The sequence below is a fragment of the Paraburkholderia sp. GAS38 genome (genome assembly GCF_050434965.1).
Classification (GTDB): domain Bacteria; phylum Pseudomonadota; class Gammaproteobacteria; order Burkholderiales; family Burkholderiaceae; genus Paraburkholderia; species Paraburkholderia phenazinium_A.
Genome location: NZ_JBNDJO010000003.1, coordinates 145,670 through 167,183, shown reverse-complemented (window position 1 = coordinate 167,183; position 21,514 = coordinate 145,670). Strand labels below are relative to the sequence as shown.

The window sequence follows — 21,514 nt, the reverse complement described above, 5'->3', positions numbered from 1 at the left end:
GCGCAGCGACAAACCTTTCGCCGCAAACTACGCGGGCAGCGCGGACTGCCCGGATAGCACCCCTGCCGCCACCAGGTGCGCGAGAAACGCCCGTAGCCATTCCCGTTTGGGATGCTCAAAATCGCGGGACATTCTGGACAGAATCCGCAGGGTTCGCGAATGGTCAAACGCTATACCTCGCTCCGGCCTCGATGCCCAGAAGTAGCCCAACGCAACATCCCGGTCGTTCGATACCGAGCCGCTGCGAAAGAGCTCTGCGAACGTGGCGTGCGAAGTGACTTCGAAGGGGATGCCAAGCTCCCGTAGCGTGTCGAAAACGTCCTCCATCGAGATCGTCCAGGGGGTGTCCACGTGATAGACACCACCACCCTGCACGAGGTCGAGGGACAGCGCCACAATGCCGCGCGCTACGACATCGACCGGGCTCAGCGCGACCGGTTCGCCGACATGGGCCGGCAGGCTGCCGATTTTCACCGCCGCGCGCAAAAGCTGCACAAAACGGTTGTCAGCCGCCTTGCGCTGGAAGCGTGCGCTACGCGAGTCCGCGGAGACATTGCCGGACCGGTAGATGAAGGCCCGGCCGCCCCGCAATGCAAACTCCCGCACCAGCTTTTCGGCCTTGAACTTCGTTCTTTCGTAGGCGTTCAGGAAGTCCTGTCCCACATCTAACGTGGACTCGCTGAAGACAATCGCCTTGCCGCTCTGGTTGACGCCGCAGACGGCCAGCGTCGACATATGATGAAGATCCTTAGGATGCCTTCCTGATGCCAGTTCGACCAGCCGGCGCGTGCCGGTGATGTTTTGCCGTTCGAGTACGTCTTCGTCGGCAAAAAGGCGCGTATCCGCGGCAAAATGATAAACGGCATCCATCTCCCGATCGAGCGACTCATAGGTCTGCTTCCCGAGCCCAAGCCGTTCCTCCGCCACATCCCCCGAATAGGCCTGCACCCTCGCACCGAAGCCCGTCAGCGGCGTGTCCGGGAAGTACCAGTCGAACGCCGCCGCCAGCCGGGTGGCGGCCTCGTCATCCGTCGCCGCGCGCACAATGCAGTGGACACGGGCGCCCGTCGCCAGCAGTAACTCACGCAATACATAGGCGCCGAGAAACCCCGTCGCCCCTGACATCAGCACATGGCGATACCGTCGACGATCGCGCGAACCTCCCGGATCGCTCTCGCCTCTATGCAGCCCTGTGGGGCGATACGTGAGCAATCCGGCGCTACTTCCGGCCTCGATGAACGTGCTGAACCCCTTCTCGACACGGGCGTGTTCGGAGCCAGGCCGGGCGCCCTCGCGTACCGCGGGGTCACCCGCATCCGCTGTCAACGCCGTGCTCAGCAGTACCGCCGTGCGCTCGACGATCGCATGGATGGTGGCCGGATCGTGCCGCTCGCCGCTATACCCCAGATCGCAGATCAGCCGTCCATCGATGATCCGTCCGGTCAGTCTGAATTCGTGCATGCGATCGTTATCGTATCCCCGTGCGAAGCCGGGAGACAGCGTAGACGGTCTCAGCGTCAATGCATCGCCGTCTCCGAACTCGAACTGCCCGAGATAGTTGTAGCAAAAGCGCGCCGCCGGAACGCCACCCCATTCCCGCTCCAGGATGTCCCGGTGAACACCGTAGGCAATGCCAAGGCGCGGCACGCCGCCGAGCGCCGCGTCGACCAGGCCGACGGTTCCCGCCAGCTCGCCGCTCACCGAAGACACAACCACCGGATAGGCGGAGGTGAACCATCCCACCGTACGCGAAACGTCGATGTCGTCGTCGAAGGTCATCCGTCCATGGCTCTCCACTTCGACCAGATGATTCTGTCGCGACGCCGCCGCCTCATCGAACGCGTGGAGGAAAGACGCGAGCAGAACATGATGAAACGGGGCGCCGAATTGCTCCGGCAGGTCCCTGAGAAGTTCGCTCGTCCGCTCGCGGGAAAACGACAGCCATACTGTTTTGGCATGGCGTTCGAGATTGCCTTTGACCCGCAACCCCAAGCGCTCCTGCACGACGGTCGCCGGAAGCTTGCGCCAGAAGTCCAGATCGGCCTCTAGCGCACCGCTCGATGCAACGTGTTCGGCCCAATCCCAGGCCGAGCCGGAAACAGGCGCAGCGGGCTCCGTCCCCGTTCGCAGAAGCGAGCTGTACAGACGCGAGACGTCGTCGACGAGGATTCGCCACGATACCGCGTCCACCACCACATGATGCGCACAAAGCACCAGGTGGCTGGCTCCGCTCTCCCGGCGAAACAGATGCGCCGCGAACACCCGTCCCGCTTCCAGGCTCAACGACGCCTGCAAAGCCTGACTTGTGCGGCGGACGAGAACGGCAACGTCGTCGGGATCCTGTGTCGCTGGAATCTCAGTGATTTCCAGTACCGGCTTCAATCGGTCTTTCGACTGCTGTTCAGCCGTCCATACGTCGTCGATCCACCGATACCGCGTCGACAACAAGGGATGCCAGTCCCGGACCCGTTCAAACGCTTGCCTGAGTATGTCAACAGACAGCGGGCCTGCCACGTCGAACATCAGTGCCTGGTTGTGATGATCCGGCCGGGCCAGGCGCTGCGCAAAAAAGGTACGCTGGGCAGCCGAGAAGCGCGCGGCCTGAATCGCGCCAGTGACGCTCGCGTTGTCCGCTGCCGATACCGGCGCATCGTCCAATGCCGCACGAACGCTGCGTGCCAACGCGCGAACCGTGGGCTCCTTCAGAAAGGAACGTGCCGATACACGATAGCCGCCGGCCTGCAGTCTTGCTATCACCCCGATCGCGTCGAGCGAGTCCCCGCCCAAGGAAAAGAAGTTGTCGCTGTCGGTAAACCTGTCATGTCCCAGGCACTGTCGCCATGCCTCCCGTACCGCTGTCACTGCATTGTCGCTCCCATCCCCATCGCGGACGGACGCTTGCCCTCTTACCTTGATGCGCTCATCAAGCAGTGCTCTCAAACGCGCAAGATCGGTCTTCCCATTCGGCGTCAGTGGAAAATCCGAAAAGACCTGCAACTCGCGGGGAATCATATAAGCGGGCAGTATTCCGCCGAGTTGCGTCTTCCATTCCTCGCCTGTTACCTGCCCACGCGCCAGCACGGCGGCCGCGATCGAGGGGCGCTCACGCACATCGATCAGGAACGCGGCTGCACCCTCGCATCCGTCGAGCGACTTCAGCGCCCGTTCGATTTGCTCGAGCTCGATCCGGTAACCGTTCACCTTCACCTGACGGTCCACCCGCCCAAGAAAGTGAACAACGCCGCGCTCATCGATGCGGACGATGTCTCCTGTTCGATAGAAGCGCCCGTGACCGCCTGGGCCGGCGACGAACGCTTTCTCATTGGCTTGCGCGTTGTTGCGATAGCCCGCTGAAACGGAAGGACCTCCGACATAGAGTTCGCCCTGTGCGCCGGTGTCCACAAAAGAGCCGTCGGACGTCTGCACGATCAGCTTCGTTTCACCGAGCGGCAGGCCGATCGGCGCGGTCCCTGTGGCCGGCAGTGCCGACGGGTCGCCATCCGGGATGGGATAGGCCGTAATGCCCACAGTGGTCTCAGTCGGTCCGTAGTGGTTGACCAGCCGCTCAGTAATCCCCGCATCGAGCACCGCTCGCGCCAGCTTCACCGAGAGTGCCTCGCCACCAAGAATCAGATACTTGAGTGCGAACTGCGGCGCCCCGGCCGAACCCAGCAACGAGAAAATCGCCTCCCAGTGCGACGGCGTGATCTTCAGCACCTTGATCCGCTGGTCCTGCAGATACGCAAGCAAGGCCGACGGATCCTTTCGACGACTGTCGTCGATCACATGCAAGGTGCCGCCGGTCCATAGCGACAGGAACAGACTGGTGTTCCCGAGATCCGCCGACATCGTACTGACGTGGGCATAGGTCAACCCGGAGCGCACGTCCAGCCGTTCGATCAGCGCGCGGACATAGTGGGCAATATTTCCGTGCTTGACCATCACACCTTTTGGCACCCCCGTCGAGCCGGACGTGAATAGCACGTACGCAAGATCGGCCGTGTCGGGAACGCCGCCGCCACTGGTCCGCTGCGGGACAGGTAGCGCACCGCCCGATGCGGCCACGCCGGCACGCGCCGCTTCGTTCCGGTCAACGATGCAGACCCGGAAGCCACGCTCGACCAGGGCCGTGGCATGCTCCTCGGTCGTCAGCACCACATCCGGTCCGATCACCCCTAGCCGATGGTAGTGCTCCTCTGCAATACCCTCGGCTTCAACAACCGTGTACGCGCCGCCGCTTCGCCAGATTCCGACGATGCTGGCGACCATCAGGGCCCCCCGGTCCTGGTAGACCGCCACCAGCGCTCCGCGCGTGACGGGCATCGCATGGATCTGCTCTGCGATCCATGCGCTCACCCTCTCGAGTTCGGCGTATGTCAGCCCTCGATTTCCATCGTATACGGCGAGCTGATCCGGCTGTTCAAGCGAGTGACGAAGTATCTGATTCAGCAGCATGTGTGCTCCCAGAAGAACGCTGTCTTTGTTGCATGCGCGGGGCGCCGAGGTCCCTTAGGCCGTCAGCAGGCCGTGGTCGACGAAGGCATGCCTGACTGCCGCCTCGTCAAGCACACCAGTGCGCTCCAGGAGTTTCACGAGATTGCTGCGGGTCACCTTGATATAGTCCGTTGCGCTTGCTGCGTACCGCTCGTTGGTCTCCTGCAGCACGGTGTCGATTTCGCTGGCCGAGAGCTGAAGCTGCGACAACACCGCGCGATCGAATCGACGCTCGAAATCGGCCGCGAGATAGTCGTCGAGATATCCCGGCAGGAACACGCCGATCCGCTCGCGGGTCGCCTTGCCCAACGTCGCCCAGTGCTCACGTACCAGACGCGCGAAGTAGTTGGCGTGCCGGCCTTCGTCCGAGACGTGATCGGTCATGACCTGCGTGAAAGTACGAGTGGCTTCCTTTTCCCGGCCGATGCTCAGCAGGTCCTTGGTCAACGTGTGCTCCGCGAGGCAGGTGGCAAGCAGCTGATAAGGGGCGTGCAGCGCTGCCGGCAAGCTCGCGTATCCGCGGTGCACCGCATCCAGATTGCCATTGGTCTGCGGAACGGATAGCGGCTCGATCCCCGAGTTCTTCTTGAGCTGAATAATGAAGTCGAGCGCCACATAGGCGTGGTAACCCTCGTCGATGACGATGGTAATGGCCTCGCGCCGGTCTTCTTCCGACACGCCCGCGATGATCTCGCCATTCACGATCTTCAACGAGCAGTCGATCACGAACCTCGTCTCGAGCAGGCCGATTTCATACATATACTTGTACGTCGACTGCGCGAGCACGTAAGCAACTGCATCGCCACCCAGCGACGTCACGATCTGGTGGCCGGCCAATAGCTGGCGCGACTTCGGGAAGATGTTTTCGCTTGCGATGTTGGCGGGTACAAAGATGCGGGGACTGTTGCGCACCGTCGCGTTGGCGTACCAGCGAGTTACCGCTTCCTCCAGTCGCGCGTCCTCAAGCTGAATATCAGCGTCCATGTCATTCCTCGTAAGATGTTTAGACAGAAATCATCGGGTGGGACGTTGCCCTATCCCGCGACGGCGCTATAAAGTTCGCGCAATGCGTCCACAGCGGCCTCGGTAAATGCTCGCAGATCGGCATCCGTATGCGCGGCAGACAGGAAGATCGGCTCTTCAAGCGACGGCGCAAGCAGGAAGCCCGCGTCGCGCAAGCGCCGATGGAATCGCGTGAAAGTCTCGTAGTCCTGAGTTTTTACGTCGCGGTAGTCTTTCAGTGGCTCGCTACTATCCCTGAACGCGATGCCAAGCACCGACCCAACCCGGCTAACCCGGAACGGAATCCGATGCCCGGCGAATCCGCTGGTCAGTTGCTGCTCGACCCACGCGCCCTTTGCTTCGAGCTGGTCGTAGAAGCCCGGACGGGAAAGCACCTTCAGCGTGGCGATTCCGGCTGCCGTCGTCAGGGGATTGCCCGCAAACGTGCCCGATTGAAAGACCCCGCCGCCGGCAGCCACCTGGGAGAGGTAGAGGGCCTTGCCGGCGAATGCCCCCACGGGCGTCCCACCTCCTATGATCTTTCCAAATGTGGTCAGATCCGGCTCGATGCCAAACAGGTTGCTGACGCCACCGAAATTAAAGCGGAACCCGGATACCACCTCATCGAAGATCAGTAGCGCGCCGTACTGATGCGTAATATCCCGCAAGGATTTGATAAAGCCCGGGCGCGATTTCACGAAGCCCATGTTGGTCGAATGCGGCTCGACCAGCACTGCTGCAATGGAATCTCCATGCTCGCTGAATATCTTCGCCACTTCCTCTTCATCGTTATATTCCGCAAGCAGGACGTCCCGGTTCGCATTATGCGTAATACCCCGGCTGACGCTTTTCAAACTCGACTCGCCCTGTTGAAGATTCAGCGGACTGGCAAGCAGCGCATCCGAGTGACCGTGATACGAGCCGCGAAACTTGAGAATGAGGTTCCGTCCCGTATGACTACGCGCAATGCGTGTGGCGGTCATGACCGCCTCCGTGCCGCTGCACACGAAGCGAATCGCTTCGATAGCGGACGTGCTGGCGACGATCCGCTCGGCCAGTTCATACTCTGCTTCGGTCGACAACCCGTATGACGTGCCGCGCTTCGCTTGCTGTCCGATTGCGTCCGCCACTTCCGGATGCGCATGACCCAGGATCAGCGCGCCGAAGCCGTTAAGGAAGTCGACGTACTCTTTCCCGTCAACGTCGATCACGCGCGAGCCTCGGGCCTCACGTGCCGCGATCGGATCGCCCCCAACCAGCTGAAACGAACGCAGCGGTGAATTGACACCGTCCGGGATACTGTTCCTGCCGCGTGCGAATAATGCTGCTGAACTAGACCTGCCACTCATGATGTACTCCTAAAAAATATTTAGATATACCAGATCGTGATTTACTCGCATTGATCGTTCTCTTTCACAGCCACGCATATACCAGCCCGTCTACTCTAGGTCAGGATATATCGATGTCAAGTTTAAAAACGCCTTGAAAACCTGGATATATGTGCTGTACTTAGCCTTGCTTTCGCAAGCAACACGTCCTTAAAAAATCATCGCGCATTCATTGGTTATTTATATTCAGGTATACGAATCTGTATACCTGTTTCGAAATCGTCGAAGTTGTTTACATTCACCCAAACCCGTTCGGGTTGTTAAACGAGGAGCATCGATTATGGACATGAGCGTTTACTTCGACCGGCAGCATCTGGTGCAGCATAGTTACGCCACGACGGAAGACTTCAAGGTCCGGTCGGACGCCTGGGAGTCGCTGGCGAGTCGATCCATCTCTGAGTGGTATGTGGACCAGCTAAAGGACCTGAAATTCAGCAACGTGCTGGATGCCGGATGCGGTCTCGGCAGGTTCAGTTATGCGCTTGCCCGTTCCCGTCCGCTTGACGTGACTGCCATCGACATCGCCGACGCCATGGTTGAAGCAGCGCGCGAGCGAATCGACCCCGTGCCGGGAAAACATCGGTTCCTGCAGACGTCCATTGAAGACGCGCCGTTCGATGACGGCAGCTTCGACCTGATCCTGGCGAACCTGGTGCTGTTCCATGTCCCCGATATCAAGGGCGCATTCGACAAGCTTGCCCGCCTGCTAAAGTCCGGCGGCCACATTGCGTTGCTCACGCCCGACTTCGACTGGATGAGCGAACTCAACCGCTTTCAGGATCATGCGCTCCTGAAACTCGGCTTTGCGCACGACCATGCCGCTCTTACCGCGCCGGGCACCAATCGCTTTTGCGATGCGAACATCCTGCTCCATGCGCCCAGCAAGCTCGAATTGATCCGCAAACCCTGGTTCGACGGAACCATGGACTTCCCCGACATCGACGCCCTGCTCAACTTCTACACCCATACGATGCGGTACCGGAATGTCGCCCTGCGACTCGGCGACGATTCCTTGCGTGATGCCGTCCGCGATGTCGTCGAGGCGCACCTCGCGCGAACCGGCTCGCTCAAGGTCTCAAGCAGCCTCTATCTGTACGTGTTCAGGAAACACTAACTTTTCTGCTGCGCCGCTGCGCGAGCGGAGCACCCCGTGCTGCAGCGGCTTTCTTTTCAATGCCACAAGGAGGCGTCCCGAACGACGCACCCGACAGGAGGTGATGCCCGATGGTTTCCGAGCCTACGCCGAACTATGAGGTCTTTGCGCTGCGCTACGCGGTTCAGCACGACCGCACTGCCAGGGAGAACTATCTCTTCTACGACGGACACGATGCTCCTATGCCGCAGGACTATTTCATCTGGGCTATCCGCGCAGGAGAACGCGTGATCGTGGTCGATACCGGCTTCGCCGAGGACATGGCGGTCAAGCGCAAGCGCACGTTCCTGCGAACGCCCGTGGCCGCGCTGGCAAAGATAGGCATTGACGCGTCGTCGGTGCGTGACGTTGTGATCACGCACATGCACTATGACCACGCGGGTAATCTCGGTCAGTTTCCGCGCGCAGTGTTTCATTTGCAAGACAGTGAGATGGAATACTGCACCGGGCGGTGCATGTGCCACGATCTGCTGCGACGCCCGTTCGAGGTGGAGGATGTGCTGTCCGCGGTGCGGCACCTGTACGAAGGACGCATCGTGTTTCACGATGGCGACGCCGAGTTGCTTCCGGGCGTGACGCTGCATCTGATCGGCGGTCATACGTTGGGACAGCAGGTGGTTCGCGTCAACACAAAGCGCGGTCAGGTCGTTCTGGCGAGCGACGGTGCGCACTACTGGTCCAACATCCGCGAACGCAAGCCCTTTCCACTCGTCGCCAATGTGGCCCTGATGCTCGAAGGGTACGCGCGCATCGACGCCCTCGCCGATGGGCCCGACCACGTCATTCCCGGGCACGATCCCGCCGTGCTGAGCCGCTTTCCCACCTTGCCTGACGATCGCGATATCGCGCTGCTTCACGAACTGCCGCTGAACCGGGAATCGCCCCTCGGCGCCGACTTGAAGCCGGCAGTAGAGACATCGCCGGAAGCCGTGCAATGAAGCCCATCACACTCACCATTATCGGCATGGGTCCACGTGGCCTCAGCGTCCTCGAGCGTGTCGCCCATTTCGTGGACATCCTGGGCTGGCGCGACGCGATCCGTGTCGAGCTAGTCGATCCGGGCGAATGCGGCCAGGGCACGCACTATGACACCCAGCCGCCGCATCTGCTCACCAACACGCTGGCTAACCAGGTCACCATCTTCCCGCCCGACAGCGTCGCGGGAGGCGCCAACGCACCGTCCTTCATCGACTGGGCGCGCCAGGCCGGATACCGGCATTTCGACGGGGCGTTCTATCCCACCGGGTCGCCGCATGGCGAAGAGATCGGCGAACAGCACTATCTTCCGCGCTATCTGCTCGGCAGATACTTCTCCGCTGCCTTCGATCTCGTGGTGAAAGCGCTTCCTCGCAACGTTTCGCTGCATCATCACCGGCGTGCTGCGCGAGATGTCACCGCCGCAACCGAAGGCGGTTTCAGCGTCCATGTCGATGGTGGCGCAACATTCCACACCGACTACCTCATCCTCACGACGGGACATGGAAAGCGCAAGTACGACGGGGCGGACGCAGACCACGCCGAGTTCGTACGGGCGTACGCCAGCTCGAACGACAAGCTCGATTTCTTTCCAGGAGCTTATCCCGTCGAGCAGCTTGGACGGATCTCACCGGACGCAACCGTTGCGATACAGGGGATTGGTCTCACCGCACACGACGTCATCTCGCACCTTACTGTCGGCAGGGGCGGCCGATTCGTCCGGCGTGCAGGAAAGTCGCACTACGAACGGTCTGGGCGGGAACCTGCCATCCTGCTGTTCTCCCGCAGCGGCCTGCCGTTTTCCGCCCGGGCTGTGAATCAGAAGGGTGCGGCCGGACGCTATATCCCGCACTTCTTCACCGTCAGCGCGATAGCGGCGCTCCGTGAGCGCGCGCTGGCGTTGCGCGGCAATACCCAGATCGACTTTGTCAACGAGGTCATGCCGCTGGTGATGGCCGATATGGCCTATGCAAGGCATGTTGCCTTATCCGGCTCGGCGCCTCCTCCCGAGCAGTTCGTGTTCGACGATGCCGCGCGGGCCGCCATCCAGGCGATCCTCGATCCGATCGGCGCCCGCACCTTCTCCGATCTGGCTGATTTCCGCCGCTTCTTTCGGCAGTTTCTCCTCGACGATCTCGCCGAGGTCGAAAAGGGTAATGTAAAAAGCCCGCTCAAAGCGGCAACCGATGTCCTGCGTGACGTACGCGAGCAATTCAGACGAGCGGCTGAATATCGTGGTTTCACCCCCGACTCGGACAAGATGTTCAGCGGGCAGTTCGTGAACACGCTCAACCGCATCGTCTTCGGGCCGCCCAGGCACAGAAACCTTGAGCTGCTGACGCTGCTCGATCAGGGTGTGATCGAGATTGCCGGCGGTCCCGGCGCCGCCGTCTTTCCCCAGCGGGATCGTGCACAGTTCGCAATCGAAACCGCGTTCGGCACGCAGACGGAACGGCGCTACGCGGACGTTCTGGTGATTTCGCGCATCGACGTGTTCAGCCCCGAACGGGATCAGTCCGAACTGGTTGCGAATCTCGTTTCACGGGGACTCATACGCAGCTACCGCAACGGACCGTACCACCCAGGCGGAATCGATATCAGCCCGTCCAACAATGTTATCGGGCAAGAGGGGAACGTGAACCCACGATTGTGGGCCATCGGCTATCCGGTAGAAGGGCCTCACTACTACACCCAGGAGCTGCCGCGCCCGGGCAGGAAATCACGCCTGACCCTCGACGCGGAGATCTGCGTACAAGGCATTTTCCAGTTGCTGGGCGCAGGCGATGTTGCGGGAGAAACTGCCCCGGCGGCGACACACGCATCCACTGCCCCGGTTGTCGGGTGAGTCCTCAATAGCCGACCGGCAACCCAGAAAACAAGGAGGCAATCCATGATCGTTCAGGAAGGCAGACTGATCCCCTTCGTCGAGTACCTCGAACGCGCGCGACCGCAGCGCGAGCGACCCGTGATCTGGCACAGCCGCGACATCTGGGCGGCAGCAAACGAGCACGGCGGACACGCGAGAGGGTCCGTTGCATTGACGCGCGACAGCGCAGCCGATAAGACCGCAATCGCTCCGGGCCTCTCCCTGACAGCCCAGATCGTCGAGCCGGGCACGCATGCACCGGTGCATAGCCATTCGTTCTGGCATCTGTACTTTGTTCAACGAGGCGAAGGACATATCGCGATCGATAGCGAGCGGGACCTGCAGTCCCTGCATACGGGCGACTGGCTGTTCGTGCCCGCATGGTGCGTTCACGCCATCGACAACCGCGCAGGTACGGTGCCGCTGGAGTTGATCGTCTTGCAGAACCTGCCGCAAAACGCTGCGCTCGGCAATCTCGCTCGCGCGGATCAAGACAAGCCGATACAGTTGACTTATTCGGCTTCCTGACTAACACAGGGGAACATGTCATGGAGTTGTACTCGTTCTTCAGATCAACGGCTTCCTTCCGTGTGCGGATTGCTCTCGCGTTGAAGGGCCTGTCCTATCGCACGATATCGATCAACCTGCTGAGGGAGGACGGCGAGAATAACAGCCCCTCCTATGGCAAGGTCAATCCCCAGCACCTCGTCCCGTCCCTCGTGACTGACGACGGTTACACGCTGATTCAATCCGGCGCTATCTGCGAATATCTCGAAGAGCGCTATCCGTCGCCCCCCTTGCTTCCGCGAGGCGCGGAAGCAAGGGCATACGTTCGAGCCCTGATGGCCGCCGCTGCCTGCGATATCCACCCTTTGCACGCGATACGCGTGACAAAATATCTCGAGCGCCAGCTTCATATCGACGCCGAAAGCCGCAAGGCATGGACCCAACACTGGATACTGGAAGGACTCCGGGCAATCGACGCAATCCTGGAACGGTCCGGCCTGACCGGCGCCTTTTGCTACGGGGATACAGCGACGCTCGCTGACGCATTCATTGTTCCCCAGTTCGTCAGTGCGCTGGCTAATGGCGTTTCGCTGGAGTCGTTAAGCGTTCTCCCACGCATTGCCCAACACTGCCTCGAGCATGCCGCTTTCCAGGCTGCGTTGCCGCAAAACCAGCCGGGTGCGAACCCTGTAGCGCCAGCACAGGTACGCGCATGACGGCGCTTCCACGTGGTGGCACGCTGGTTATCGGCGCTGGCCCGGAGATGCACAGCGGTCTCACGAGCGCGGTGACGTCGGCAGGTACGGCGCAGATCATTTCCGCCAAGCTGTTCGACGGTCTATTGTCATACGACGAGCATTTCGGCCCGCAGCCGCAATTGGCGACGAGCTGGGACATCGCCGAAGACGGGCTGTCCCTGACGCTTCATCTGCGTCGCGGCGTGACCTGGCATGACGGGAAACCCTTTACGTCCCGAGACGTCGCCTTCTCCGCGATGGAAGTCTGGAAAAAGTATCACAGCCGCGGACGCACTACTTTTGCAAACGTGGTGTCGGTCGATACGCCGGATTCGTTGACAGCAGTCTTGCGCCTCAGTCAACCCGCACCGTACCTGCTGGGTGCGCTGACGTCTTCACTCGAAGCCCAGGTGATCCCTGAACATATCTATGCGGGCACCGATGTGACGACCCACCCCGCGAACGCCGCGCCGATCGGCACGGGGCCATTCCGATTCGTTCGCTGGGAACCCGGCGACCATGTATTGCTTGAACGGAACCCCGACTATTGGGACGCGCCGCGACCATGGCTCGACAAGCTTCTGTTCCGGTTTATCGCGGATCCCGCTGCGACAAGTTCGGCGCTTGAGAACGGTGAACTGCATCTGGCCGACGACTACGGCGTCAGCTTCCCGAACATCGCGCGCTTGTCCCGCGATCCCAACCTTGTTGTGACCAGCCATCCCTCAACGTATAACACGTGGGTGGCCGCATTCGAATTTAACCTGGACCGCCCGATCTTTAAGGATCTCCGCGTGCGACAGGCGTTTGCTCACGCATTCGATCGGGACGTCATCGTCAAGGATATCTGGCACGGCCATGCCGAAGCGACCGAAACACCGATTCCGCCGGCGTTTCCCGCTTTCCACTCCGATGCCGTACCGCGTTATGCATTCGACCTCGCGAAAGCCGAAGCCCTTCTGGAAGCAGCGGGATTCAAGCGCGATGCGCTCGGCGTGCGCCTCACGCTCACCGCCTATCCTGAGCCTACGGGCGCACTTGGCGTATTGGCCGTGCATCTACGCGAGAACCTCCGCACAATTGGCGTGTGCGTCCAGATCCACACATCGGACTTCGGCAATTTCGTCGACCGTACCTATACAGCGCGAGATTTCGACACCATCTTTTATAGCGCGAACGCGGGTCCTGATCCGGCAATCGGTGTTCAGCGCTTCTACTGGTCGAAGAACTTCAAGCGAGGCGTGGCATTTTCGAATGCGTCGAACTACCGGAACGCCGAGGTTGACCGTCTGCTCGAGGAAGGGCAAACCGAAACCGATCCAAAGCGGCGCCGCGCCATCTACGCAGAATTCCAGCGCATCGTGCAGACAGACCTGCCGAGAATTCCACTGCTCGCACCGCACACGGTCACGGTGGCCCGGCGCGAAGTCCTTAACTTCGGCAGTAACCAGGTACTCCTCGGTAATTTTTCCGAGCTTGCACTGGCGCGCTGAGTGCCGTCAGGATAGTTCACGCAAGATGAACGTCCTTGATAAAGGTGGCGATGCGCCAGATCCACGCCTTTCAGCACTTCATTGCACTGCTTTGTGAATGAGGATGTTCCGGCTGACGATTCGCACTGAGCGCCGCACGCCCGGCGTTACCCCGCAGCAATGCGTTGGAGGGAGCATGGATATGGCTGCACAACACGTTTCGATAGTGCCGTTCCAGCGGATTACGCCGGGCGAGGCCGTGGTTGCCTGCCAGTTCGATCGCGAGTTCCACGACCCGCACGGCGTTGTCGATGACAACATGCTTGACGACACCGGATAGCGCGTCTGGAGCATCGCCTGCGTCGAAGTGTTCGGCGTGACTTCGCATCAACCAGTCGTTGGTGGCGAGCAGAACCTCGATGTGTCCGACGACTTCCTGCACCGTCGGCAAACTCGCCAGCGAGGCGCCACCCAGCGAACTCGGGCGGCGCTCGTTGAGAAACTCGATCAGCCAGTTGCGCGCCGCCCGCGCCGCACCGTCGTAGACAGCGCCCACCAGGCTGAAATACCAGGTGGCTCCGTGAGCGTCCCGCTGCAATCCGAGTCGGGCGGGCTTGAGCGCGACAACGTCGGCAATCGGAATCGTCACGTTCTCAAGAACAACATCGTGACTCGCCGTGGCGCGCATGCCGATCGGATCCCACGTTTCCACAACCCGTACGCCCTCGGCGTTGCTGGGCACGAGAAAATGGCCCAGACGAGGCTCATCCTCATCGGTTCGCGCCAGTACATTGATCCACGACAGCAGCGGCACACCGGTGACGTAAATCTTGTGACCTGAAATCTGCCACTGGCTCCCAACCCGTCGTGCGATCGTGTCCGGCAGACCGCCGTGCGAGGGCGATCCCAGCGCCGGCTCAACCTGCGCCGCGTTGATCAGCGACTGACCTTCGACGGATTCGCGGCTCAAGCGCCGCGCAAGATGCGCGGGCCAGTCGTCAGAACCCACGCGTTCGGACCGTACGATAGCCGCGTGCTGGCTGTAGTGCATTGACAGGATGAGGGCCACGGCAGGATCCCCGAGGGCCACGGCGCCAACGACGGCCGATGCCACGGCGAGACCCGCCCCGTATCCGCCATCCGACTCGGCGACGGTGAGTCGTAATAGCCCGGCCGCCTGCAAGGCATCGAACTGGTGCGCGGGCGGCTCGCCCGTGAGGTCATGCTCAGCCGCACTGTTGCCAAACAGGCGGCCAAGCTCCCCCGCCTTTTCGATCAACACGTCGTGCGCGGAGGTAGCGCGCGCCAATGGCAGCACGCTCATCGTGTGGCCTGCACCTCTCATCGCTGCAACCACAGATCGGCGAAGCTACCGGCCGTACCATCGGGTGAAACCGTATGCTCGTACACCGCCTGCGAGTACACCGTCACGGACTGCGTCACCATAAGATTGATGTCCGGCAGATCGTGTTCGAGAATCCGCTGGATCTGAAAGAACAACTGCTTTCTCCTGCTCTCGTCGGTTTCCTGTGCGACCTCCGCAAACAGTTGGTCGATCTGCGGATTGCTGTAATGCGAGCCATTGGTAAAAGGCACACCGCGCCGGAAACTTTCGGTGGTGTAGAGCCGGGCAACGCCCGCCACCGGATCGAACAGATTGCTCATCACATTGACGGTAAAGTCGAAGTCGCGGTCGCTATAGACCCGCTTCAGATAAGCAGGCAAATCCTGGTTGCGCACGGTGACCGCAATGCCCACGCGTGACAGCGCGGCTTTCACGTACGCGGCCGTGCGGACCGGAAGATCGCCCATTGGCAGTGGGTCGAGCGTCAGGGCGAAGCGCGTGCCATCGGCCTTGCGTGGGTAGCCGGCTTCGTCCAGCAGCGCATTGGCACGCTCGACGTTGTAGGGATAGGGATTGGGTGCAGGATCGTAATACGGACTACTGGGAATAATCGGGCTCGCAACCGGCACGGCATAGCCATAAGCGACCACCTTACGGATCACGTCCCGGTCCAGAGCCGATGCGATGGCCTGTCGCACCGTCAGGTTCCTGAGGTAAGCGTTGTCCAGGTTGAACTCGATACGGGTCGGGCCGGCCGCGAAATCGTAACCCCGCGTCTCGATCCCCAGCTTCGACTGCGCCCTTAACCGGGCGAGATCCGATAACGGTACCGGCGTATCGCCGCCCAGATCTACCGCTCCCGTTTCGAATGCGACCGTCCGCGCGGCGGGGTCGTCGATGATCTTGACGATAATCCGGTCGATCCGCGGTTTGCCCTTGCCCCAATAATCGTCGTTACGTGCATATTCAATGTAGCTCCCGCGCACCCATTTGACGAAGCGGAAAGGGCCTGTGCCAATCGGGGCGTTGTTGGCCGGATTGGAACCCACCTCGGAGCCGTCATAGAGATGCTTCGGGATAATCGGTGTTTCGGATGCGGAAAACGCTTTGATCAGATACGGCGCAGGCTTCGACAGCACAATCGCGACGGTGTATGGATCCGGCGTCTCAATGTCAGTGACCTTCGCGAAGGTTACCTTTGCGCGCGGATGAACGGCCCTGAGCGTCTGAAGAGAGAACGCGACGTCAGCGGAAGTAAACGGCTGGCCGTCGTGCCATTTGACGCCATGACGCAGGTGGAACACGTATTGGCGGCCGTCGTCGCGAACCTCCCATGAGGTTGCTAGCGACGGCTTCGGTTGCAGGTTCAGGTCGTAGTCGAGCAGCCCTTCAGTGACCTTCGGGCTGACCTTGAGAACATTGATAGCCGTGGTGGTCAGATCGACCAGCGCTGTCGGCTCAGGCGTCACGACGAAATTGAGTGTCCCTCCGCGTACCTGTGCGACGGCTTCCTGCCCCACCTGTGCCAGCGTCAGCGCCAACACGATCCACAACACACTCCCGAGATATTTGAATCCACCACTCTGCGACGTATTGATGATCATTTTTTTCGAAGTGCGAAGATATATTGCCGTGTCTAGACCAGCACGGGTTGAGATACCTGCCGACGTCTGAGAGCAGCGGCAAGCGGTGCGGGATCGACCCATTGGTCGAAATCAAAATCCGCGGGAATGAAGCCCCACCTGAACAGGAAAGTCTTGAAGTCAGCGAGTGCCGCGAGTGCGTCCGGATCGAGTCCAATCGTCAATTGACGATGCAGGTTCGCACCATATGCGTGCTGCACCCAATGCTCGGCGCTGCGCGTCTCACGGGCGATATAGGCGGTCACTTCGTCCGGATTCGCCTGTGCCCAATCACCCGTCGCCAATGTGCGGGACAGGACACGCTCCACCAGATCGGGCCGTTCGCGTAGCAGTTGGGCATCCACGGTAAGCGGGCGCGGCGTACCGTTGTTGGCGTGTGCCTGGCGATTGGTTTGTGCGCCGATTTCAACGAGGATTCTTGCGTCGAGCAGATTGGCGATGTCGAGCCCCGTAGCACCCTTGACAAAGACGATATCAGCCTCTCCCCGCAACAAGGCCTGAGCCTCGCGCGTAAACTCATGGGTGCGCTGACTCGCCAGCCACTCGCCAATTGGCGCTTCGTCCGGCGGCTTGACGTCCTCCAGTCCACGAGGGGTGTGCGGTAAATCGACGAGATCGATGCCGTTAAACGGCACATCTGCCGCGCCAAGTAACGATGAAATGCCACGCAAAGCGGTTGCCCGATGAAAGTCCACCACACTGGAATGTGTATTGCGCGGCAACCCGAAGCGGCGCCTGGCGATTGCGGCAGGTGCCAGGGTAAGGTCTCTGTCGAGCGTAATCAGCGCCTGGAATTCATCAACCCAGCTAAGCCCGATCAGGCGCGTATCGCTGCCTTGTGCGCGCGCCCACAACGCGGGAATGTTGCCGCCTTGCCGGAATGACCACGGCTGGCTGTGCGTGAAATGCGAGCGCCGGATCAACACGTCGTCCGCGTCCTGCAGTGCCTTGATATCGATACCGTCCGCAGCAAACTCTTCCTGCAGCCAACCTTTTTGCACCGTGATGCCAAAGGGCGTGGGGGCCGGGCAGCGTGTGTACCAGATGCGGCTCATAACTCTCACCGTTCGTTAGTGTGGGTGTCGATCTCTTCGGGCGATCCTTGTGGATCAATGTCGCTGGAGCATGTCGTGAATCAATAGGAACATGAAGCTTCGATCGGCTATTTCAGTCATAACAAATAAGGATACCGAATGGCATCCGGCGAGTTTTCAGGTTATGCGCATGGGGTAATTTGCAAACGTAGTTTTGTTGTTTGCAGTTTTTTCTTAACGATGAATCGCCCCCGAAGGACTTGACGATTGACCTCGTCGACTGCTATGACACGTAAATGCACAACCTGACATGGAGAACAACATGATCGTAGAAATGCGCATCTATCACTGCTTGCCCACGCGCCTGCCGGCGTTGCTCGACCGCTTTACCTCGATAACGCTCGGTTTCTTCGAGAAATACGGCATCGAGCAGATCGGCTTCTGGACGACGCTGATCGGCCCGAGCAATCACACGCTGACCTACATGGTGAAGTGGGAGAACCTCGCGGAGCGCGAGCAGAAGTGGAACGCATTCCAGGCGGACGCGGAGTGGATCGCGAAGCGCATCGCAACCGAAGCGGAAAGGCCGATTGTCGAGCGAGTCGAAAATTACTTTCTGACGCCGACGGCCTTTTCTGCATTGCGGTAGGAGACGTATGCCATAACGCAATCGAAGCGCCGCTCAAGGATAGACCGGTCTGTTCAATTATTTTCCGCAGTAGTATTCTTGTCACGGATGTTCTTACTTAATTGAACTGACAACACGACCATGACCGCCAAGAAGCAGGATATCGTCAGAACAGCGACACGCCTTTTTTCCATGGACGGCTATCACGCGGTAGGTATGGACCGGATCATTGAAGAATCCGGTGTGGCGAAGATGACCATGTACCGGCACTTTCCGTCGAAGGTCGACCTCGTATCCGAAGTATTGGCTCAAAGAATGCAGCAATCGCTCGCTTCGCTAACCGATGCTGTGAATAAAAAATCGGATCCGATGGACAAGATTCGCGAAGTGTTCGCGTGGCATGAACGGTGGTTCAAGACGAGAGACTTTACGGGTTGCATGTTCACTGGAGCATTTTCCGAGTTCCGCTCGCAACCTGGGGAGATCATGCGTATCACGATTGCCCAGAAGACCGGCCTTCGGCTTTTCATCAAGAACCTGCTGCTGGACATAGCGCGGCGCCCAGCAGCGGAACTGATGGCCCGACAGATGGTGATGCTGCTGGATGGCGCCATTCTGTCGGCGATGGCCGGCGACAGAAAAACCGCGGCGAGTGAAGCGTGGGACGCCGCTGAAAGACTGATTGCCACGGAAAGCAAGCCCGTAGCGCCTCTGCGATAGACGAACAGGCCCACCAACGAATGCGCGCTTGCCGGCGCATTGGATCCGGTGAATGGGATAATCGTGGCTACCCGTACCGAGGCAGCGTAACCAGGAATGTTGAACTCGTAGGTATTCCTGGAAACTTTACTGCAAATCCGCATGAGCCACACCCTCGCTACGGCGTGCCAACAAGAAATCGAAATCCGCAAGAGCCGCTTCATCGCCCACGCAATCCCCGTCGCGGACCGCGATGCGGCGATGGCCGAACTGCGCCGTCTGCGTGAAGAGCATCCCACCGCCACGCACGTCTGCTGGGCGTTGCTGGCGGGCGGCCAGTCCGGCATGTCGGACGATGGCGAACCGTCCGGCACCGCCGGCAGGCCGATACTCGAAGTGCTGCGGCATCACGACCTAGACGGCGTGCTGGCGGCCGTGGTGCGCTACTACGGTGGGGTAAAACTCGGTGCGGGTGGTTTGGTGCGCGCCTATACCGACGCGATTGCCCGTGTGCTGCAGGACGCGCCGCGCGTCGAACGGATTGCCCAGACCTTGCTGACGGTGCAAATCGCGTATCCCGACGAGGCGCGCGTGCGCCGCTGGATTGAACAGGAGGGCTACACGCTCGCCAATAGCGGCTACGAAATGGAAGTGCGCCTGACGGTCAGCATGCCCGTCACGGCCGTGCAAGGGGCACGTGAGGCGCTGCGGGATATGACGCAGGGGCGCGCGGTGTTTCCGGAAGAAGACTGAAGCGCGCGGGCTAGCCTGGCCGACACGCAAGCCCCAAAAGAAACGGAGCCGCCCGATACGAAATCGGCGCGGCCCCTCGCGCGCTCATTCACCAGCCGCCGGCATTCAATGCGTCGCCACGAGTTCCGGCTTGGCCCGCTTGCCCACGGCATCCGCCTGCGCATCTTCGAGAATCATCTCGGCGCCCTTCTCCGCCACCATCATCGTCGGCGCATTGATATTGCCGGACGTGATGTTCGGGAAGATGGAGGCATCGACCACCCGCAAAGCCGTCAGCCCATGCACGCGCAAGCGCTCGTCGACCACTGACGTCTGCACGTCCGCCCCCATCGCGCACGATCCGCACAGGTGATAGATCGAGCCCGACTGCTCGCGGAAATACTGCAGGAAGCCATCGCGCGTGTTGACCTGCGGCCCCGGCGAAATCTCCTCCACCGTGATGCCCCGCAGCGCGGACGTTGCCATCACCTTGCGCACCAGCTCACACCCCTGGATGACCTCGTCGATATCCTTCTCCGTGGTCAGCGCGTTGATGCGAATCCTGGCGGCATCTTCGACCCGGTTCGAAGCAATCTCAATCGAACCGCGGCTCGTCGGCCGGCAGGGATTGAAGGCCAGCAAGAAGCCCGAATACGGTTCGGGCTCGAGGCTCGCCTTGTTGCTCTTCGGAATCCGGTACGACAGCGGATTGAAATAGAGCTGCAGGTTAGGCTCCACCTGCTGATCGTTGCCCTTAAAGAAGCCGCCCGACTGGTTCACGCTCATCGCGAGCGGCCCCTTGCGCGTCAGCAGGTACTGCAGGCCCAGCTTGAGCTTGCCGAGCAATGGCCGCATTTCATCGTTCAACGTCTTCACGTTGGCGCGATAGTAGAAACTCACGCACAGGTGGTCCTGCAGATTCTGCCCTACCGCCGGCAGTTCATGCACGAGCGGAATGCGATGCTGCGCGAGCAGCGCCTTGTCGCCCACACCGGACAGTTGCAGAAGCTTCGGCGTATCCACCGCGCCTGCCGCGAGAATCACCTCGCGGTTCGCGGTGAAGGTGCGCGCGCCGCCGTTCTGCTTGACCACTACGCCCGTCGCGCGCTTGTTGCCGTCGAACAGCACCTGGCTCACCAGCACTTCGCGTTCGACCGTCAGATTCTGGCGGTCCAGCACCGGATGCAGATATTCGAAGCTGCTCGACGAACGCTGCCCATTGCGCGTGCTCACGTCGTATATGCCCGAGCCTTCGAACTGCGCGCCGTTAAAGTCCTGAGTGCGCTGATACCCGGCCTGCTCGCACCCCTTGAGGAACACGTGGCAGATCGGATGCACGGCGTCCTTCATCGGCGAAATGCGAATCGGGCCATCGGCGCCGTGATACTCGGTGTTGCCCAACGGATGCGACTCGAGCTTGCGGAAATACGGCAGCACGTCCTTGAACGACCAGCCCTTGTTGCCGGCGGCAGCCCAGTCGTCGAAATCGTGCGGCTGACCCCGCACGAAGATCATCGCGTTAATCGAACCGGAGCCGCCCTGGACTTTACCGCGCGGGCAATAGATCGGCCGGTTGTCGAGTTCCTTTTCGGGCTCGCTGTAATACATCCAGTTATAGGTTTCGTTGTAGTACGTCTTGGTGAAACCCACTGGAATCTTGAACCAGAACGAGTTGTCCTTGCCACCCGCTTCGAGCAGCAGCACGGAATGCTGGCCCGACGCCGTCAGGCGATTGGCGAGGATGCAGCCCGCAGAGCCCGCGCCGACAATAATGTAGTCGTAGTTCATGGTCTATCTCGCCCGACGGCGTCCGCTTCAGTGAATGCGAAAGTAAGTCT

16 protein-coding genes are annotated in these 21,514 nt (G+C 60.6%); 9 read left to right on the top strand and 7 right to left on the bottom strand.

Going from position 1 to position 21,514, the window contains the following annotated elements; genetic code table 11:
- Window positions 1-27: 27 nt before the first annotated feature.
- The 3 genes from P3T42_RS08330 to P3T42_RS08320 are packed head-to-tail and all read right to left on the bottom strand — an operon-like array spanning window position 28 to window position 6,845.
- Window positions 28-4,455 carry an amino acid adenylation domain-containing protein gene (locus P3T42_RS08330; RefSeq protein WP_429305711.1) on the bottom strand — a complete coding sequence of 1,476 codons (4,428 nt, stop codon included), beginning with the start codon at window positions 4,453-4,455 and terminating at the stop codon, window positions 28-30.
- A gap of 54 nt (window positions 4,456-4,509) precedes the next feature.
- Complete coding sequence (locus P3T42_RS08325) at window positions 4,510-5,478, bottom strand: diiron oxygenase (protein WP_429305710.1); 969 nt, start codon at window positions 5,476-5,478, stop codon at window positions 4,510-4,512.
- A 50-nt stretch (window positions 5,479-5,528) separates the two neighbouring features.
- On the bottom strand, window positions 5,529-6,845 hold the full coding sequence (locus P3T42_RS08320) for an aspartate aminotransferase family protein (RefSeq protein WP_429305709.1): 1,317 nt from the start codon (window positions 6,843-6,845) through the stop codon (window positions 5,529-5,531).
- Between the two features lie 211 nt (window positions 6,846-7,056).
- On the opposite strand from P3T42_RS08320, the gene P3T42_RS08315 reads away from it, so the two are divergent.
- From P3T42_RS08315 to P3T42_RS08290, 6 genes are all read left to right on the top strand, one after another.
- A complete protein-coding gene (locus P3T42_RS08315; protein WP_429305708.1) occupies window positions 7,057-7,998 on the top strand; it encodes a class I SAM-dependent methyltransferase in 942 nt (313 codons plus the stop codon).
- Between the two features lie 110 nt (window positions 7,999-8,108).
- On the top strand, window positions 8,109-8,975 hold the full coding sequence (locus P3T42_RS08310; RefSeq protein ID WP_074294395.1) for an N-acyl homoserine lactonase family protein: 867 nt from the start codon (window positions 8,109-8,111) through the stop codon (window positions 8,973-8,975).
- On the top strand, window positions 8,972-10,858 hold the full coding sequence (locus P3T42_RS08305; protein WP_429305707.1) for an FAD/NAD(P)-binding protein: 1,887 nt from the start codon (window positions 8,972-8,974) through the stop codon (window positions 10,856-10,858). Before P3T42_RS08310 ends, P3T42_RS08305 begins: the two co-directional genes overlap by 4 nt.
- A 45-nt stretch (window positions 10,859-10,903) precedes the next feature.
- Window positions 10,904-11,407 (top strand): cupin domain-containing protein, encoded by a 504-nt coding sequence (locus tag P3T42_RS08300; RefSeq protein WP_074294393.1) that lies wholly within the window; start codon window positions 10,904-10,906, stop codon window positions 11,405-11,407.
- Between the two features lie 20 nt (window positions 11,408-11,427).
- Window positions 11,428-12,102, top strand: coding sequence for a maleylacetoacetate isomerase (maiA, locus tag P3T42_RS08295; RefSeq protein WP_429305706.1), 675 nt, complete (start codon window positions 11,428-11,430; stop codon window positions 12,100-12,102).
- Entirely contained in the window at window positions 12,099-13,616 is a 1,518-nt protein-coding gene (locus P3T42_RS08290; RefSeq protein WP_429305705.1) for an ABC transporter substrate-binding protein, read from the top strand. Before maiA ends, P3T42_RS08290 begins: the two co-directional genes overlap by 4 nt.
- A gap of 70 nt (window positions 13,617-13,686) precedes the next feature.
- On the opposite strand, the gene P3T42_RS08285 is transcribed toward P3T42_RS08290, so the two are convergent.
- From P3T42_RS08285 to P3T42_RS08275, 3 genes are read right to left on the bottom strand one after another with little or no spacing between them, the layout of a single operon-like run.
- On the bottom strand, window positions 13,687-14,940 hold the full coding sequence (locus P3T42_RS08285; RefSeq protein WP_429305704.1) for an acyl-CoA dehydrogenase family protein: 1,254 nt from the start codon (window positions 14,938-14,940) through the stop codon (window positions 13,687-13,689).
- Window positions 14,937-16,544 (bottom strand): ABC transporter substrate-binding protein, encoded by a 1,608-nt coding sequence (locus P3T42_RS08280; protein ID WP_429305703.1) that lies wholly within the window; start codon window positions 16,542-16,544, stop codon window positions 14,937-14,939. Before P3T42_RS08280 ends, P3T42_RS08285 begins: the two co-directional genes overlap by 4 nt.
- A 32-nt stretch (window positions 16,545-16,576) precedes the next feature.
- Window positions 16,577-17,638 carry an ABC transporter substrate-binding protein gene (locus P3T42_RS08275; RefSeq protein ID WP_429305702.1) on the bottom strand — a complete coding sequence of 354 codons (1,062 nt, stop codon included), beginning with the start codon at window positions 17,636-17,638 and terminating at the stop codon, window positions 16,577-16,579.
- Window positions 17,639-17,939: 301 nt separating this feature from the next.
- On the opposite strand from P3T42_RS08275, the gene P3T42_RS08270 reads away from it, so the two are divergent.
- The 3 genes from P3T42_RS08270 (at window position 17,940) to P3T42_RS08260 (ending at window position 19,697) form a co-directional block, all read left to right on the top strand.
- The gene (locus tag P3T42_RS08270; RefSeq protein ID WP_429305701.1) at window positions 17,940-18,266 is read left to right on the top strand and encodes an NIPSNAP family protein; all 327 of its coding nucleotides are present in this window, start codon (window positions 17,940-17,942) and stop codon (window positions 18,264-18,266) included.
- 120 nt (window positions 18,267-18,386) lie between these two features.
- On the top strand, window positions 18,387-18,965 hold the full coding sequence (locus P3T42_RS08265) for a TetR/AcrR family transcriptional regulator (protein ID WP_074294387.1): 579 nt from the start codon (window positions 18,387-18,389) through the stop codon (window positions 18,963-18,965).
- A 141-nt stretch (window positions 18,966-19,106) separates the two neighbouring features.
- A complete protein-coding gene (locus P3T42_RS08260) occupies window positions 19,107-19,697 on the top strand; it encodes an IMPACT family protein (protein WP_429305700.1) in 591 nt (196 codons plus the stop codon).
- A gap of 105 nt (window positions 19,698-19,802) precedes the next feature.
- Here P3T42_RS08260 and P3T42_RS08255 read toward each other — a convergent pair whose 3' ends face one another.
- The gene (locus P3T42_RS08255; RefSeq protein WP_429305699.1) at window positions 19,803-21,464 is read right to left on the bottom strand and encodes a GMC family oxidoreductase; all 1,662 of its coding nucleotides are present in this window, start codon (window positions 21,462-21,464) and stop codon (window positions 19,803-19,805) included.
- Window positions 21,465-21,514: the final 50 nt, after the last annotated feature.

What these genes read in the sequence shown, in the direction of transcription:
- maiA (WP_429305706.1), top strand. Translation starts at nt 11,428, where the DNA reads ATGGAGTTGTACTCGTTCTTCAGATCAACGGCTTCCTTCCGTGTGCGG.
- P3T42_RS08305 (WP_429305707.1), top strand. Translation starts at nt 8,972, where the DNA reads ATGAAGCCCATCACACTCACCATTATCGGCATGGGTCCACGTGGCCTC.
- P3T42_RS08270 (WP_429305701.1), top strand. Translation starts at nt 17,940, where the DNA reads ATGATCGTAGAAATGCGCATCTATCACTGCTTGCCCACGCGCCTGCCG.
- P3T42_RS08325 (WP_429305710.1), bottom strand. Translation starts at nt 5,478, where the DNA reads ATGGACGCTGATATTCAGCTTGAGGACGCGCGACTGGAGGAAGCGGTA.
- P3T42_RS08310 (WP_074294395.1), top strand. Translation starts at nt 8,109, where the DNA reads ATGGTTTCCGAGCCTACGCCGAACTATGAGGTCTTTGCGCTGCGCTAC.
- P3T42_RS08290 (WP_429305705.1), top strand. Translation starts at nt 12,099, where the DNA reads ATGACGGCGCTTCCACGTGGTGGCACGCTGGTTATCGGCGCTGGCCCG.
- P3T42_RS08320 (WP_429305709.1), bottom strand. Translation starts at nt 6,845, where the DNA reads ATGAGTGGCAGGTCTAGTTCAGCAGCATTATTCGCACGCGGCAGGAAC.
- P3T42_RS08260 (WP_429305700.1), top strand. Translation starts at nt 19,107, where the DNA reads ATGAGCCACACCCTCGCTACGGCGTGCCAACAAGAAATCGAAATCCGC.
- P3T42_RS08330 (WP_429305711.1), bottom strand. Translation starts at nt 4,455, where the DNA reads ATGCTGCTGAATCAGATACTTCGTCACTCGCTTGAACAGCCGGATCAG.
- P3T42_RS08285 (WP_429305704.1), bottom strand. Translation starts at nt 14,940, where the DNA reads ATGAGAGGTGCAGGCCACACGATGAGCGTGCTGCCATTGGCGCGCGCT.
- P3T42_RS08255 (WP_429305699.1), bottom strand. Translation starts at nt 21,464, where the DNA reads ATGAACTACGACTACATTATTGTCGGCGCGGGCTCTGCGGGCTGCATC.
- P3T42_RS08280 (WP_429305703.1), bottom strand. Translation starts at nt 16,544, where the DNA reads ATGATCATCAATACGTCGCAGAGTGGTGGATTCAAATATCTCGGGAGT.
- P3T42_RS08275 (WP_429305702.1), bottom strand. Translation starts at nt 17,638, where the DNA reads ATGAGCCGCATCTGGTACACACGCTGCCCGGCCCCCACGCCCTTTGGC.
- P3T42_RS08300 (WP_074294393.1), top strand. Translation starts at nt 10,904, where the DNA reads ATGATCGTTCAGGAAGGCAGACTGATCCCCTTCGTCGAGTACCTCGAA.
- P3T42_RS08265 (WP_074294387.1), top strand. Translation starts at nt 18,387, where the DNA reads ATGACCGCCAAGAAGCAGGATATCGTCAGAACAGCGACACGCCTTTTT.